This is a genomic window from Serratia sp. CoH_122_TC_1 (assembly GCF_058191755.1).
This window is the reverse complement of record NZ_JBXWLA010000004.1, coordinates 181,853-196,964: the sequence shown is the minus strand read 5'-3', so window position 1 is coordinate 196,964 and position 15,112 is coordinate 181,853. Positions and strand designations below refer to the sequence as shown.

At 55.3% G+C, this 15,112-nt stretch carries 17 protein-coding genes; 4 read left to right on the top strand and 13 right to left on the bottom strand.

What is annotated here, in order from left to right; all coding sequences use genetic code 11:
- Positions 1 to 5: 5 nt before the first annotated feature.
- From AC2FC2_RS07030 to ubiU, 4 genes are all read right to left on the bottom strand, one after another.
- Positions 6 to 641, bottom strand: a complete 636-nt coding sequence (locus AC2FC2_RS07030; RefSeq protein ID WP_490659015.1) for a CerR family C-terminal domain-containing protein — start codon at positions 639 to 641, stop codon at positions 6 to 8.
- 27 nt (positions 642 to 668) lie between these two features.
- Positions 669 to 1,925: a M24 family metallopeptidase gene (locus AC2FC2_RS07025; RefSeq protein ID WP_404760311.1), complete on the bottom strand. Its 1,257-nt coding sequence runs from the start codon at positions 1,923 to 1,925 to the stop codon at positions 669 to 671.
- Between the two features lie 208 nt (positions 1,926 to 2,133).
- A complete protein-coding gene (locus AC2FC2_RS07020) occupies positions 2,134 to 3,012 on the bottom strand; it encodes a U32 family peptidase (RefSeq protein WP_209634377.1) in 879 nt (292 codons plus the stop codon).
- 11 nt (positions 3,013 to 3,023) lie between these two features.
- Positions 3,024 to 4,019, bottom strand: coding sequence for a ubiquinone anaerobic biosynthesis protein UbiU (gene ubiU / locus AC2FC2_RS07015; protein ID WP_209634379.1), 996 nt, complete (start codon positions 4,017 to 4,019; stop codon positions 3,024 to 3,026).
- A 257-nt stretch (positions 4,020 to 4,276) separates the two neighbouring features.
- Here ubiU and ubiT point away from each other — a divergent pair, with 257 nt between their 5' ends.
- Both ubiT and AC2FC2_RS07005 read left to right on the top strand, forming a co-directional pair.
- Positions 4,277 to 4,798: a ubiquinone anaerobic biosynthesis accessory factor UbiT gene (gene ubiT / locus AC2FC2_RS07010; RefSeq protein WP_209634381.1), complete on the top strand. Its 522-nt coding sequence runs from the start codon at positions 4,277 to 4,279 to the stop codon at positions 4,796 to 4,798.
- Complete coding sequence (locus AC2FC2_RS07005) at positions 4,792 to 5,295, top strand: GNAT family N-acetyltransferase (RefSeq protein ID WP_209634383.1); 504 nt, start codon at positions 4,792 to 4,794, stop codon at positions 5,293 to 5,295. The genes ubiT and AC2FC2_RS07005 overlap by 7 nt, the downstream gene beginning before the upstream one ends.
- On the opposite strand, the gene AC2FC2_RS07000 is transcribed toward AC2FC2_RS07005, so the two are convergent.
- From AC2FC2_RS07000 to speFL, 4 genes are all read right to left on the bottom strand, one after another.
- Positions 5,282 to 5,590 carry a GIY-YIG nuclease family protein gene (locus tag AC2FC2_RS07000; RefSeq protein ID WP_209635266.1) on the bottom strand — a complete coding sequence of 103 codons (309 nt, stop codon included), beginning with the start codon at positions 5,588 to 5,590 and terminating at the stop codon, positions 5,282 to 5,284. The two genes, AC2FC2_RS07005 and AC2FC2_RS07000, sit on opposite strands and share 14 nt — an antisense overlap.
- A 91-nt stretch (positions 5,591 to 5,681) precedes the next feature.
- Positions 5,682 to 6,998 carry a putrescine-ornithine antiporter gene (potE, locus tag AC2FC2_RS06995; RefSeq protein WP_209634385.1) on the bottom strand — a complete coding sequence of 439 codons (1,317 nt, stop codon included), beginning with the start codon at positions 6,996 to 6,998 and terminating at the stop codon, positions 5,682 to 5,684.
- Positions 6,999 to 7,061: 63 nt separating this feature from the next.
- Positions 7,062 to 9,224 (bottom strand): ornithine decarboxylase SpeF, encoded by a 2,163-nt coding sequence (speF, locus tag AC2FC2_RS06990; protein WP_490659014.1) that lies wholly within the window; start codon positions 9,222 to 9,224, stop codon positions 7,062 to 7,064.
- A gap of 276 nt (positions 9,225 to 9,500) precedes the next feature.
- Positions 9,501 to 9,605 (bottom strand): leader peptide SpeFL, encoded by a 105-nt coding sequence (speFL, locus tag AC2FC2_RS06985; RefSeq protein ID WP_112363015.1) that lies wholly within the window; start codon positions 9,603 to 9,605, stop codon positions 9,501 to 9,503.
- A 431-nt stretch (positions 9,606 to 10,036) separates the two neighbouring features.
- Here speFL and AC2FC2_RS06980 point away from each other — a divergent pair, with 431 nt between their 5' ends.
- Together AC2FC2_RS06980 and AC2FC2_RS06975 are read left to right on the top strand one after the other, a co-directional pair.
- Positions 10,037 to 10,471, top strand: a complete 435-nt coding sequence (locus tag AC2FC2_RS06980) for a YhbP family protein (RefSeq protein WP_209634389.1) — start codon at positions 10,037 to 10,039, stop codon at positions 10,469 to 10,471.
- Positions 10,472 to 10,643: 172 nt separating this feature from the next.
- A complete protein-coding gene (locus AC2FC2_RS06975) occupies positions 10,644 to 11,282 on the top strand; it encodes an NAD(P)H-binding protein (RefSeq protein ID WP_490307967.1) in 639 nt (212 codons plus the stop codon).
- Here the strand turns inward: AC2FC2_RS06975 and phnP are convergent.
- From phnP to phnL, 5 genes are all read right to left on the bottom strand, one after another.
- Positions 11,233 to 12,015, bottom strand: coding sequence for a phosphonate metabolism protein PhnP (gene phnP / locus AC2FC2_RS06970; protein ID WP_490659013.1), 783 nt, complete (start codon positions 12,013 to 12,015; stop codon positions 11,233 to 11,235). The two genes, AC2FC2_RS06975 and phnP, sit on opposite strands and share 50 nt — an antisense overlap.
- A 74-nt stretch (positions 12,016 to 12,089) precedes the next feature.
- On the bottom strand, positions 12,090 to 12,692 hold the full coding sequence (locus AC2FC2_RS06965; RefSeq protein ID WP_490659012.1) for a DapH/DapD/GlmU-related protein: 603 nt from the start codon (positions 12,690 to 12,692) through the stop codon (positions 12,090 to 12,092).
- A complete protein-coding gene (phnN, locus tag AC2FC2_RS06960; protein WP_265556228.1) occupies positions 12,689 to 13,258 on the bottom strand; it encodes a ribose 1,5-bisphosphokinase in 570 nt (189 codons plus the stop codon). Before phnN ends, AC2FC2_RS06965 begins: the two co-directional genes overlap by 4 nt.
- Positions 13,258 to 14,394 (bottom strand): alpha-D-ribose 1-methylphosphonate 5-triphosphate diphosphatase, encoded by a 1,137-nt coding sequence (gene phnM, locus AC2FC2_RS06955; RefSeq protein ID WP_404760315.1) that lies wholly within the window; start codon positions 14,392 to 14,394, stop codon positions 13,258 to 13,260. Before phnM ends, phnN begins: the two co-directional genes overlap by 1 nt.
- Complete coding sequence (gene phnL, locus AC2FC2_RS06950) at positions 14,394 to 15,098, bottom strand: phosphonate C-P lyase system protein PhnL (protein WP_209634402.1); 705 nt, start codon at positions 15,096 to 15,098, stop codon at positions 14,394 to 14,396. The genes phnM and phnL overlap by 1 nt, the downstream gene beginning before the upstream one ends.
- Positions 15,099 to 15,112: the final 14 nt, after the last annotated feature.

Below are 15,112 nucleotides of genomic sequence, written 5' to 3'. Positions count from 1 at the left end.
CGCGTTCAGCCTTGCGCGGCGGCGACTGACATCGTGCCAACCAGAGCGGCGATCTGCGCGATATCCTGTGGCGACAGCGCGTTTTCTCCCAGCCTTCGCAACAGCGCCTCGCGCGCGACGGCGAAGGACAACGCCTGGCCGAGAATGGCGTGCGCGCGCAGGATATTCTCTTTCAGGTCAGGTCGGTCGGAGCGGATCGCCGTGACCAGCTCGCTCACGGCATGATGTAGCGGTGAGAATAAACGGGTATGCAGAGCATCGAAATCCGTACTGGGCTGGAGCTGTTCACGTGCCAACAAAAGGCTGCTTGCCGCAGATGTTTCCGAGCCCAGCAAGGCGGTGACGAAATCTTGCATCAATGTCCGTAACCCTTCCGCCGGCGTTTGCCCGGCGAGTAGGCGGCGCGGCAAAGCCAAATGGGCGACAATGCTACCGGCTACATGTTCCAGCACCGCCAGATAGACGCCCTCCTTGCCGCCAAAATGGTAGGGAATGGCGGACTGATTCACCCCTGCCGCTTCGGCAAGTTGGCGGGTGCGCACGCCTTCGAGCCCATGTTTGCTGAACAGGCTCAAGCCTGCCCGGATAAGACGTTCCTGGGTTTCGCGGGTACGCTCATTGAGCCTGTCCTGATTCTGCATTGAAACATTGTCTCCTGATTATCGATGTTAGCCGCCTGCGAACATCAGCCGGGTTGAGTTCTCATTCAGTGCCACGCCGCCTGTTTCACCCACCAATACCGTACCACCGATGTTGGCCATATGCCTGCCGAAAGCACAGTTGGGTTCAAAAGCGAAGCACATGCCCGCTTGCAGCGGCAGTTCACGCCCCACGGTAGGCAAACGCCTGAGCTGCGCATAACGGGCGGCTTCGGGGAGAGACTCTATGCCGGGCGCGGTGCCGAAACCGACCGGACCATAGGGATTAAGGCTATGGATCAGCGGATGCACGTGCCAGCCACCGGCGGCCAGCAGCGGTTGTTCCATGGCGTCGACCACATCGCCGAAGGTGTTACCCGTTCGTAGCGCGCCTAATCCCGCCTCATAACTCGCTCTGGCGATCGCCGCAGCGCTCAGAATATCGGGGTGTACCTCACCGATGGCGACGGCGGCCTGATGCTGGGTTTCCATCATACCGTACAGCGCGAAGATCTCCGACAGCACCAAATCGCCTTCTTGCAGAATCCGTGGCGCCTGAGCGCGATATTGCCAGGCCGGTGGCCCCCAACCGACGTATTCGGGGCCGGATCCCAACAGCAGCTCTGCAGTATAACCGCCCATCGAGAAGCAGGTCGCCGTCACCGCCGCCACCAGATCGGCTTCGGAAACGCCGGGGCTGGCAGTGGCTCGCAATGTTTCACTCATGGCTTCGCCGATGTGTGCGGCATAGCGTACCAGCAGCAATTCCTCCTCGCTTTTTACCGAGGCGCGCCGGAAGAATTCGCGGTAGACCGGTATCCAATTGGCCGTTGGGAGCGCCTCCGTCAACCCCTGCAGCGTGCGGGCCGGCATGGCGCCGTCGAAGTAGAAGGGGGGGTATGGTTCCAGCCCGATGATGCCGATGCGGGTTCCTGCTAAACGGCGCTCGGCCAGCCAGGCACCGACATCGCGGCCGGTTTTACCGACGAACAGCTGTTCCGCACCGACCCACTGTAGATCGCCGCGCAACGAGGCCTGCAGGTGGTCGGCCACCATCATTGAAGCGAAGGTGTAAATGCGTGGTGATTCATCGCCGACGAAAACGACGATCGAACCGGGACGATCGTTGGTGAAGTAGCAATCCGGTGCGAAACCGGCAGGGGCGGCCGCTTCCCGGTCGCCATAGACGATCAGGGCCGCAAGATCTTCCGCCTGCATAATGTCCCGCGCCAACTGCCAGCGGCGGTCGCGCTCGGCCAGAGATAACGGTTCAGGGCGTGTCAGCATGTCGTTACTCCTCATCTCATTTATTGAATCTCGTCTAAAAAATTAATTCATTCAAATGAATTAATCAAGAAGCACAGTGAACAAAACAGATAATGGCGCGTAAAGCGGGTGATTGAAGGCGGCAAAGTGAGGAATGCTGCAGAGAAAACAGGAGAAACGTACGGTGTAAACCAACACCGGCGGCAGAGTGCCGCCGGCGCTTACCTCGCTAAGACACCAATTCCAGCCCCGCCACCCGGCGCCAGTAGCCGTTGCAGTCGGCGTGATTGGTCAAAGCCAGCGGCTGCGCACCTTGCTCGTTGGCGCGGAAGCGCTCGACCAACGCCAACGTCTCTGTGCTCTGCGGAGACAGGCGTACGATATCCACTAATCCCTGCATACTGGCCAACTCGTTACCCAGGTTGTAGCAGTAACCACTCATGGTCTGAATGCCATTGAGCACGAACACCTGCTGCTGTTCCTGCGAGCGCATCATTCGCCCCTGCGGGTATTTGATACAACAGGTTTCGCATTCATCCTTAGCGCGATCTTCCGAGCGTGCGGTAAAGCAGCGTGCAGAATAGGCCAGTGGCAGGTGACCATAACTCAGCACTTCAACCTCAAACTGCTGGCGGAAACCCAGTTCATCGCACTGTTCCAGCAGTTTAGCCAGCCAGTCACGTGACAATTCAACGGGCATACACCAGCGCATCATGCCCTGACGGTGCAGCAGGCGCAGGGTATAGGCGTTGTAGCAGTTTAGGGCATGGCCGGCGATGAACGGCAGGCCACGTTCTGCCGCCATGTTCACACTGCCTAAATCGTTGGCCTCAATCAGGAATTCCCCGTTTTCCACATAGCGTTTGAGCTCGTTCAGCTCAGAGGGGGCCTGCAACAGCGCCAGCGTGGAGATCACCACCTGTTTACCGCTGCGGGCGATCTCTTGTGCCAACGCGAGCCAATCACCGACCTTCATCTCGCGCCGTTTGGTACAGACACTTTCGCCGAGGTAAATAATCTCTGCGCTGCTGCTCACCGCTTGCCGGTAAAAATCTTCGACCTCGGTTTTCGGCCAGTAGTACAGCACCGGGCCTAATGCGTATTTCATGTTTCCTCCTGCTACTGCCATTTGCGGTGATAGGCACCGAGCGTCGTTTGCGTACCTTCAGACATCGCCCCAAGGGCTTCCATCCAGCCGGCATCAGCATGATAGGCAGCCGGATCGGCCTGACAGCGGTCAATGGCCTGACGCCAAACGCGGGCAACCTGGCTGACATAGGCCGGGCTGCGCTGGCGACCTTCGATCTTCACAGAGGCAATATTGGCGGCCAGCAGTTCTGGCAGCAGCTCCAGCGTATTGAGGCTGGTGGGTTCTTCCAGCGCGTGATAACGCACGTCGTCGACTAAATAGCGGCCCTTACACAGGGTAGGGTAGCCGGCATTCTCATCATCCCGGTAACGGTCGATCAACACGCCGTTCAGGCGTGACTCCATACCTTGAGGCGTTTGTTGCCAGCGCACGTAGCGTGCCGGCGAGCAGGCACCGACGGTATTGGGCGACTCCCCCGTCAGATAAGAAGAGAGGTAGCAGCGTCCTTCGGCCATGATGCATAGGCTGCCGAAGGCGAAGACTTCCAGTGGTACTGGGCTGGTACGTGCCAACTGCTTGACCTGATGCATCGACAACACGCGCGGCAGGACGACCCGGCCGACATCAAAATGGCGTTGGTAAAAGCGGATTGCCTCTTCATTGGTGGCGGAGGCTTGCACTGACACATGACGCTCAAGCTGCGGGTAACGTTCGGCGGCGTATTCCAGCATGGCCAAATCAGCCAGGATCAACACGTCGGCACCCAATTGTGCCGCCATGTCTACTGCGCGCTGCCAGCGGGCATAACCGTCCGGGTGGGCGAATGTGTTGATGGCAATGTGCAGTTTACGGTTGTGGCGGTGCACGTAGTCGACCGCTTCCTGCAGCTTTTTCTCGGTGAAGTTAAGGCCGGCAAAGTGGCGCGCGTTAGTATCATCTTTCAGGCCGATGTACACGGCATCTGCGCCGTTATCCACCGCAGCCTTCAGGGCCGGCAGATTACCGGCGGGACAAAGCAGCTCCATAGATTTATCCTGACTCAGCCGCACACCCGTGACGGGCGTAGGCTGTCACAATGGTTGCCGGTGACCGTTTCCAACCGGCAAACGCTAATCGGGAGGCAATTTTAGTGAAAGCGCGATGAACAGGCTTTGATTTGGGGCAGCTTCTGGCGTATTGATAACGTTGGCGGTGAAATGCACTATTTGTTGATATAGAGCGCTTCAGCCGCGCGTCATTGTGGCAAAATAGTGCGAGTCTGTATTGAAAGGAGTGAACGACAGTGTTGGAACAATTACGAGCGCGCATTGTGCGCCAGGGGCCGTCGCTGCTGCGCGTACCGCTAAAATTCACGCCGTTTGTTTTGCAGCGTCAACTTCTGGAACAGGTGTTGGGCTGGCAGTTCCGTCAGGCGTTGGCGGATGGCGATCTGGCATTTCTCGAGTCGCGCTGGTTAAAGATCGAAGTTCGCGATCTGGCGCTACACTGGTTTATGACGGTAGAAAACGACAAACTGGTTGTCAGCCAACACGCCGAGGCTGATGTGAGCTTCAGCGGGGACGCCAACGATCTGATTCTGATCGCGGCGCGTAAGCAAGATCCGGATACGCTGTTCTTTCAGCGTCGGCTGCAGATTGAAGGGGATACCGAATTGGGCCTGTACGTAAAAAATCTGATGGACGCCATTGAGCTGGAAGCTATGCCTACACCATTGCGCGTGGGTCTGCTGCAACTGGCTGAGTTTGTGGAAGCAGGGCTGCAGGAGGGCACGGTGCACACTTCCCGTGTGCCGGTATCATGCTAATTCGCGTAGAAATTCCGGTAGATGCCGCGGGGATCGATGCGCTGCTGCGCCGCGCCTTCGGCCGTGATGATGAGGCTGACCTGGTGCAACAACTGCGCGAAGATGGCCTGCTGACGCTCGGCATTGTCGCCACCGACGATGAAGGCGGCGTGGTGGGTTATGCCGCGTTCAGCCCGGTAGATGTCGCAGGCGTTGATCGCCAATGGGTCGGTTTGGCTCCGCTGGCGGTAGATGAAAGCCTGCGCCGGCAAGGGTTGGGCGAAAAGCTGATTTACGAGGGGTTGGATGCACTGAACGAGTTCAGCTATGCCGCGGTAGTCGTACTGGGCGAACCGGCCTACTACGGGCGATTGGGCTTTAAGCCTGCCGCCGCCTACGGCCTGCAATGTCGTTGGCCGGGAACCGAAACTGCGTTCCAGGTGTACCCACTGGCGGAAGATGCCTTGACCGACGTAAGCGGATTGGTTGAGTACTCAGAGCCGTTTAACCGGCTTTAACATTAACGTCCGGCAGTAAATAATCCAATGAAAGAGGCGGGTGACTCACCAGCCTCTCTTTTTGCATTTTAGTCAGTTGTTTTACCCGGTATTCCAGTCTCAATGCTTTCGAGCGATCCCCCACCAGGCAGTGAAACGCCAGCACCAGTTCCCCTTTCCCTCGCAGTGCCTTCGCACCTTTACCGGCTTGATGTTGCGTTAACCGCCGTGCCACATCGGTGGTGATGCCGGTATATAGCATACCGCTGGGCATGCGCAGCATGTAGAGATGCCAGGCTGAGTGTGTTTCCGTCATGGATAAGCAGCAACGTTGGTGGCCAAGGTCGGAATATGATGGCATGTTCCCTGCCGTAATCCCATCCCCGGCCACCCAGAGTTGACGCCCGTTAGCCTTTTTTCCCCGCCATTTCAAAGCGCGGTGAAACCATGCCGTATAACGTCCAGCCGAGGAAGGTGGCAATTGCGCCCCACATCATGGCTTCTTCGCCGGAACTGTAGAGTGCATAGAAGCTGTAGAGTGCCCCAATACCGGCGATAATATTGGCGATCCGCGCTTTGTTCTCCGGCACTTTCGCCACCTTTTGAATAATGATTAGCGCTGCCATCGACAAGATGTAGGGGATGATATTGGTCACCACCGCCAGATTCACCAGCACGTTGAACTGTTTATTCAGTGACGGGCTGATGGTCATCAGAGACAACAGGCTCTGGATGACAACAATGGTCAGCATGCCTTTAACCGGTGCATCCGCCTTGCTGAGTTTTGAGAAAATTTTCGGGAAGAAGCCACTGTCGGCAGAGGATTTGAACACCTGCGCAATGGTGAACTGCCAACCCAGCAGCGAGCCGACGCAGGACATGATCATCAATGCCATGATGATCTTACCGACCGTCGGGTTGAACATGTGTGAAAACGCCAACCCGAAAGGCGCGGTCGAATTCGCCAGATCCATGTTGGGGACGATGCCGGCGATGACGTTGGTTGAAACGATATAGATAACCGCAGCACTGAGGGTGCCGCCGAGTACGGCGATCGGAACATTCCGTTCAGGGTTTTCCACTACGTCAGTATTGGCACAGGCGGATTCAAGGCCCAGGAACGCCCACAGGGTCATGGAGATAGAAGCCCCAATGGCTTCAAAGGTGGGTACCGAATGCGGGTTCCATGCGGCGATATAGGCGCTGCCACTGAACCAATACCAGCCGATGATAGAGATCCCCACGACCGGGATAATAACGCCCCAGACCGTGATACCGCTGATCCTGCCGGTAATGCGCGCGCCACCGAAGTTAGCAACCGTCGCTAACCACAGCACGCCAATGGTGGCGATACAGATCCCCAGTGGACTTAGATTGGCGCCAAACAATTCAGTGCCGTAGCCGACGGCGGAAATAGCGATGGCGATATTGGCAATCAACAGCGATACACCGTAGGTGTAATTCGCCATGAAGTTCCCCGATTTACCGAAGGCGTATTCGGCATACCCGCCCATGCCGCCGGATTTTCGGCTGAACATGCCGCATTTGGCGAAGGCATAAGCGAGCGCCATTGAACCTATGGCAGTGACCAACCAGGATACGATGGAAATTGTGCCCACTTCGGCCAGTTTAGTCGGCAGCATAATTATGCCAGAACCCATCATGTTCACTGCGGTGAGGATCGTTAGCTGCACGACCCCCATTTTATTAGTAGACTTACTCATGATCATTCTCTCTTTTATAATGCGATCTGGGCGGTGAAGGGTATTCACCGCCTTGTAAGGTGTTTAATTTTTCATTACGTAACCGTAAGCACGGTTCCAGCCATCTTCATCTTTCTGGATATACACGCCTTGTAATTCCGGTGCGAAACCAGGCAATAAATTGATGCCTTCTTCCAATGCCAGGAAATAACGCTGTGCAGCACCACCCCAAATTTCTCCAGGCACAACACACAAAACACCTGGGGGATAAGGCAAGGCACCTTCGGCGGCAATTCTGCCTTCGGCTTTTGCCAGCGAGACTAATTCCACATTGCCGCGAACAAATGCGGTATTCGCATCCTGTGGATTCATGGCTACACGAGGGAAATAGCTCTTCCTGAACATTTCTTTTTGCAGTTCCTTAACGTCGTAGCTTACATAGAGGTCGTGCATTTCTTGGCAGAGCTGGCGAAGGGTATAGTTTTCATAGCGCTGCTGGTTATTTTTATAAACCGCAGGCAAAACGTCGCTAATTAAAGAGTCTTGTTCGATATGCTTTTCGAAACGGGCAATAAGCGCCACCAAATGCTGCATTTTGGCGATGTCTTCGGCCGGTGTAAGCAAGAACAAAATAGAATTGAGGTCGCATTTCTCCGGTACGATGCCGTTTTCGCGCAGATAGTTGGCCAAAATGGTTGCCGGAATACCGAAATCGCTATAATGACCGCTTGCCGTATCAATTCCCGGCGTAGTGAGCAGCAATTTGCACGGATCGACAAAATACTGCGATTCCGCATAGCCTTCAAAGGCGTGCCATTTCTCGCCGGGAACAAAGTTGAAGAAACGCAAGTCGTTGGCCATCGTTTCAGTGTCATAGGACTGCCAGGCTTTGCCGTCGATTTGGTCTGGAACAAAAGGTTTGATTAGGCTGCAGGTGTCCAGCAGCATCTTGCGTGCTTCAATGCCTACGCGAACGCACTCTTTCCACAGACGCCGGCCACTCTTGCCTTCATGCATTTTGGCATTGACGTCCAGTGCGGCAAACAGGGGGTAGAACGGGCTGGTGGACGCATGCAGCATAAAGGCATTGTTAAAGCGTTTGTGGTTGCAGTAGCGATCTTGCCCCTTGATATGCTTGTCTTTCTTGTGAATTTGCGAGGTTTGTGAGAACCCGGCCTGCTGTTTATGGACAGACTGAGTAACAATGATCCCCGGATCGTTTTCGTTGAGCTCAAGCAGCAACGGCGAGCAGTCCTTCATCATTGGAATGAATTGCTCATAACCAACCCAGGCAGAGTCGAACAAAATGTAATCGCACAGATGACCAATTTTATCGACCACCTGACGGGCGTTATAAATGGTGCCGTCGTAGGTGCCTAACTGGATGATTGCCAAACGGAAAGGCCTGGCTTCATTGGCGCGTTCAGGGGAGACTTCGCGGATTTGCTGACGTAAATAGCGTTCTTCAAAGCAATGAGCATCGATTCCGCCGATAAAGCCAAACGGATTACGGGCAGTTTCCAGATAGATCGGCGTTGCCCCCGCCTGGATCAGCGCGCCATGGTGGTTCGATTTATGGTTATTGCGGTCAAACAGCACCAAATCACCGCGTGTCAGCAGGGCGTTGGTCGCGACCTTGTTTGAGGCAGATGTGCCGTTGAGAACGAAATAGGTTTTATCTGCGTTAAACACTTTAGCGGCATGCTGTTGTGCTGCGCAGGGGGCGCCTTCATGAATCAGTAAATCCCCCAACTTCACGTCTGCGTTGCACATATCAGAACGGAAAAGGGTCTCGCCGAAGAAGTCAAAGAACTGGCGTCCTGCCGGGTGTTTACGGAAGAATTCACCCCCCTGATGCCCAGGGCAAGCAAAGGTCGCATTACCCATCTCGACATACTGCGTGAGCGTATTAAAGAAAGGGGGCAGCAGTTCACTTTCATATTTAACCGCTGCGGCTTCCAGCTGTTTGCCATAGAACTGGGTGTTTTTTCCACAGAGTTCAAATACGCCATGCAGGGCAGGCAGTATGGCGTTGTCCAACTCTTCTTCGCAGCAAACTGCGACGAACACAGGAATATTCAAGCCGATCTCTTCGAGATGCGCCACCATACCCTGCGTGACGTCTTCTATTGACAATACGATGGCAGCAATATCATTAAAGTCGCTCTGATGGACATCGACAATTTCGCGAGAAGTTTCAAAACAGCCTAGGGTTTTGGTATTGGCGGCAATTTTTAATTTATTCATTTTCATCATTCTTCAGGCAAAGGTCTTCCACCGACAAGATGCGTGATCTTATCGTGGGTACCTTATATAAAATAAAGGCGAGAGAAGAACGCGGCAGTGCTTAATAGCACAGCCTGAGTTCGCTCTTTTGTATTTTCTGATGCGGCGCTTACGCCATGCAGCTATTCACTTGCACGATTTATTGAAAAATTGAAGTGCATATCCTTCCCGATTTCTCAGGACAAATAATGTGGGTGTAATAGTGACAAGCTGCTTTGGGTAAAGCGAGAGGGGGCGTTATCTGAAGTTAAAGAAGGCAAAGCTAAAGCAGCTGCGATGAGCCATCATCATAATATGTGTTGTGCGCCTAATATGCGCCATTTTGCGGTTGTTGTTTTCCATTTCTAATCCACCTTGCTGAGTGAAAAGATGGCGCTATTTTAACGCCCTTCAAGCTAAATTATGTGACGTTAGTCACGTAAATGCGGCAATTGATAAATAATTATTCATATATTATTCAGTTGTGTGCATAAAAAGTGATTTATGGGATTTTCTGCATGTAAATAGATTGATAAAAGAAAAAGGTTTTTTTGCATTACGCTTTGCCCGAGATAGAGACTGAGCAAAAGAACCCCGTTTAAACCGGCTGTATAATGCACATATAAAGATGCTTTGTTTTTTTTATGTTATAAACCCACTTGCGGTTGTTTGGAATATTAATGCACTTTTATTGTTTTTATATTCTATTTTAGTTTTTGCAGGCATTATCGTTATTTGTGACCCTCCTCAACAACGCAGGGTAAGATGAGGAGAGGTAAAAGGGAGAACAGACGTTGAAAACGACTGAAGAGCAACAACAGATCGTGCATTTCCTCAGTAAGCAGCATGTGCTAACGCTGTGCGCCGGCAATGGTATGGACATGTGGTGTGCCAACTGTTTTTACGTGCTTGATGCCGAGAATATGGCGCTGTGGGTGATGACGGAAACGCACACGCGTCACGGCGAACTGATGCTGAAAAACGCGGGAGTGGTGGGGACAGTCGCGCCAAAGCCGAAGACTATCGCACTGATCCGCGGCGTACAGTATCGGGCCGAAGCGGTGATACTGACCGGCGATGAAGAAGCCTTGGCCCGGGCGCGTTACTGTAAGCGTTTTCCAATAGCCAAGATGATGAAAGCACCGATTTGGCGGTTGGAACTGCAAGAAGTGAAAATGACGGACAACACGCTCGGCTTCGGTAAAAAGCTGCATTGGGCGCGGGCCTGACACAACACACTATACCCGTCATACTTGAAGCTGCCTCTTTGTTGGCTGCGGCTGCTCACCCCGGCCACCTGGTTGACCAGGCTCCCGGGGGTTTACAGACTTGCCGCCTCGACGCAACTCCAATGATCTAGTGTGTATACTTTCTCATACTCATCAATTGGCGGGAGGATCTATGGCACGGGTGTTCATTGTAGGGGCCACAGGGCTGGTGGGCAGCGAATTGCTGCGTTTGTTGCAGGCCAATCCGCAGGTCACGGCGATCGTAGCGCCGACGCGTAAGCCGTTGCCGGCGCATGAAAAATTAGCCAACCCTGTGGGTGATGATCTGTTCGCGTTGCTGACAGAGCAGGAGCAACCGGCCGATATTGTTTTCTGTTGTTTAGGCACCACACGACGTGAGGCGGGCAGCGATGCGAATTTCCACTATGTCGACTACACGCTGGTGATCGAAAGCGCGTTGACCGGCCGGCGGTTAGGCGCCCAACACTGTCTGGTTGTCAGCGCATTAGGTGCAAATCCCCGCTCTACCTTCCTTTATAACCGTACTAAAGGGAACATGGAGCAGGCATTGCGTGAACAAAACTGGCCGCGCCTGACGTTGGTACGCCCCTCAATGTTGTTGGGCGAACGTTCGTCGCCACGTTTGCTCGAACGCATCACCGCGCCATTGTTCTCGTTGTTACCCGGCAAATGGCGTGCCGTTGCCGCGAAGGATGTGGCGCAGACGCTGCTGGAGCAGGCGTTCAGTCCCGGCAGCGGCGTTAAGGTATTGGAATCCGATCGGCTGCATTGTTATCACAGCACACGCTGAGATTATCGAACGCCAACTCCAGGCCGCGCGGTAATTCGTTATCTATCAGCCACAGATCGAGATGGTGGCTGATATGCGTGAGCAACGTGCGGCCGGGCTGCAGGCGCTGCTGGATCTCCAACGCACGGGTTAAATCGTTATGGTTGCGTGGCGCCTGTGGTTGGGGCGGTAGGCTACAGTCGAGTACCAGCAAATCCAGCGGCACTTGGCGCAGGAAAGCCTCGCTATCCGGCGGCAAACCGACGGTATCGGTCAGATAGGCCAGTGATTTCCCTGCGGCCTGGATCAGATAACCCAGCGTGAGTTTCGAATGCTGTAGGGGCAGTGGGGTGACGTGCAGCCCCCCCAGCGCAATAGGTTCGAAAGGTGTAAGCGGAGGCTGAAATGCCAGTATACCGGGGTGTTTAAAGAGGTCATCGCAACCCTGCTCATCCGCCGGACCGTACACGGGGATGAAATTTCCGCACCCCCAGCGCAAAGGAAATAACCCCTGAACGTGATCCATGTGGTAATGTGTCAGTAAAAAACGTTGAATTTCCCCCGCCGAAAAGCGCCGTTCTAGCGACGGCAATCCCGCATCCAGCAAGGTCGTTTCTCCCTGAAATTTAAGCATCGCGCTGCACGGTCGTCGCCGAAAAGCCGGTTCACGCCGCGCCCGCTGACACACCAGACAGTCACAGCCGAACACCGGGATTTGCTGCGCGCCGCCGGTGCCGAGAAACGTCAGTTGCATGTCGTCACTCCTATTCCCTTCGCCTTTGCCGCCTGGCCGCAACGCGAAATTCATTGGGTAATATTGATAAGGCCTTAGAGATATTTCTCCGCAAAGGCATGGATATCACGGAAATCCGCCAGCCGCTGTTGCAGCGTCTGATGATCCCAATGCCACCACTGGCTGCGTTCAATGCGCTCTATCAAGGCATCGTCGAAACGCATGCCAATCTTTTTGGCTGCCACGCCAGCGACAATCTCATAAGGCCCGACATCTTTGGTGACGACCGCTGCGCTGCCGACGACCGCACCGTTACCGATGCTGACGCCGGGCATCACGATGGCGTTATGGCCGATCCACACGTCGTGGCCTATGGTCACGTGGTGCTCACGCCGCCAATCGAAGAATGCCTCGTCATCCTCACCCAGATCGTACTCTGAAGCGCGGTAGGTGAAATGATGTTGGGCAATGCGCTGGTAGGTAGGGTGGTTGCCAGGATTGATGCGTGCGTAAGAGGCGATGGACACAAATTTGCCGATGGTGGCGTAAAAAATCTGGTTATGTCCGGCAGTGTAGGAATAGTCGCCCATTTCTACTTCCTCCAGAATGGCGTCGTCAGCCAGATGGACATACAGACCGAGCCGACTGCGGGTAAGGGTCACGTTGTCGCCGATTCTCGGTTGTGCAAAGTCGCTCATGGTATGGCGTCCTGAGGGTATTTTGTGGATGAAGGCAGCAGCGCGAACAGTGCCGCCAGAGTGGCATCGAGGTTGCCGTCGTTATCCAACAAACGGCAATGGGGGGGCAGATGCTGTTGATACTCCGCCGCCCGAACCAGCCGCTGCTCGATCTGGTCGGCACTTTCGCGCCCGCGGTTGTGTAGACGCTGGCGCAGAATGTCGGTGCTGACCTGCAGGCAGACCGGCAGCAGTTGTGCACCATAGCGCTGCTGCGCTTGCGGCAGGTGGGCGCGCGAACCGTTGACCACGACATCGATCCCCTGAAGCAACCAGAGATCGACCTCGATCCCAAAGGCGTAATGGTGTTGGTGCGCTTGCCAGTCGAGGGCAAAAAGCCCCTTGGCTCGGCGGCGCAGAAATTCGCGTTCGCTGAGCGCAATATGGTTTTCGCAGCCAGCGTCTGCCGGCCTTGTGATATAGCGGTGTGCAACCAGCGGCGCGCTGTCAGCATCGGCACGCAGTGCAGCCAGCAGGCTGTCTTTACCTGAGCCGGAAGGCCCCATCAAATAGATAAGGTACGCCATCAGAACACCTGCTTGCCCTGGCGCCACACGTTTTGCACGTAGATGTGCTCACCGTGTGATCGCGCCAATACCAGGTCCGCGCGTAAGCCTTCGGCGATCGTCCCGCGATCGTGTAAATCCAATGCTCTGGCAGGGTTGCGGGTGATCATTTGCACCGCCTGCGGCAAGTTGTAGCCGTTGCGTTCATCGGCGGCGATGCGGAATGCCGCATCCAGCAGACTGGCCGGGTAATAATCGGAGGACAGGATATCCAGCACCCCCAGCGCCGCCAGATGGTGCGCTGCGACATTGCCGGAATGCGAACCGCCACGCACGATGTTGGGGGCGCCCATCAGCACCTGCAGCCCTTGCTGATGCGAAGCGAGAGCGGCGTCCTCGGTGGTCGGGAATTCAGCGATTACGCTACCCAGCCCGCAGGACTCGCTGACGTGTGCCGCGGTGGCGTCATCATGGCTGGCGAGCGAAATTTTGCGCGCTCGGCAATGGGCAGCGATCGCCTCGCGGTTCGGCGTTGCCCAGCGGGCGGAGAGGCTTACCTGCTGCTCTTCATACTCGCTCATTTGCTGGTCATTGAGGTGATACTTACCTTGGTAATACTCGCGGTATTTTTCACGCGAGGCGAACTGACGCTGGCCCGGCGAATGGTCCATCAACGACACCAGCGACACACCAGGCTTGTCCATCAGCTGTTCGAACAGCGGCAGGGTGCTTTCGTTCGGCAGTTCACAGCGCAGGTGTAGCCGGTGTTCGGCGCGGTTGACCCCCGCACGCTGGCTGTGGATCACGGCATCGATCATTTTTTGCAGGTTTTCCAGACGGTGCCCGCCGTCACGCACGTCGCCGATTGCCACCGCGTCCAGCACCGTGGTGATGCCGTTGGCAACCATCAGCGCATCGTGGCTGCTCATCGCCGAATGTGCCGGCCAGTCGACATTCGGGCGCGGGGTGAAAAACTTGTCCAAATTGTCGGTATGCAGCTCAATCAGCCCTGGCAGTAACCAGCCACCTTCGCCGTTCAGTGCTTGCGGCAACTGGCTCGGCGTATCGGTAAAGCTGCGAATAATGCCGTCGCTGATCTCCAGCGATCCTTCGACGATCTGATCTTCCAGCACCAGCTTAACGTTATTGATGATCATCAGAGAATCTCCAGCGCCTGTGGCGCCTGCATGTCATATAACCGGTCGGCGACCTGCTGACGGACGCCTTCATCATGGAAAATGCCGACGATTGCGGCACCGCGCTGTTTTGCCTGTTCGATGAGGCCGACGACCGCCGCGCTGTTGCGGCTGTCGAGTGAGGCCGTCGGCTCATCCAGTAGCAGGATCGGGTAGTCGACGATAAAGCCGCGCGCGATGTTGACCCGCTGTTGTTCACCGCCAGAGAAAGTGGATGGCGCCAACTGCCACAGACGTTGCGGCACGTTGAGTTGATTGAGCAGCGTCTCGGCGCGTTCGCGGCACTCGTTGCGGTTAACGCCTTGTTCCAACAGCGGCTGCATTACCACGTCCAGTGCGCTAATGCGCGGGATCACCCGCAGAAACTGGCTGACCCAGCCCAGAGTGTGGCGGCGTACGGCCAGAATCTGGCGTGCTTCGGCCTGCACCATGTCCAACCATTCGCCCTGGTGATTGACCCAAATATGGCCGCTGTCGGGCAGGTAATTCGCGTACAGCGAACGCAGCAGGGTCGATTTTCCACTGCCGGAATGGCCATGTAGAACGACACATTCGCCGCTGCTGACGGTCATATTGGCATCCTGTAGCACCGGCAGTTGTGTGCCATGTTGCTGGTGGAGCACAAAGGTTTTACTGAGGTGTTCAACCCGGATTTGAATAGTCATCTGTTATCACCTTG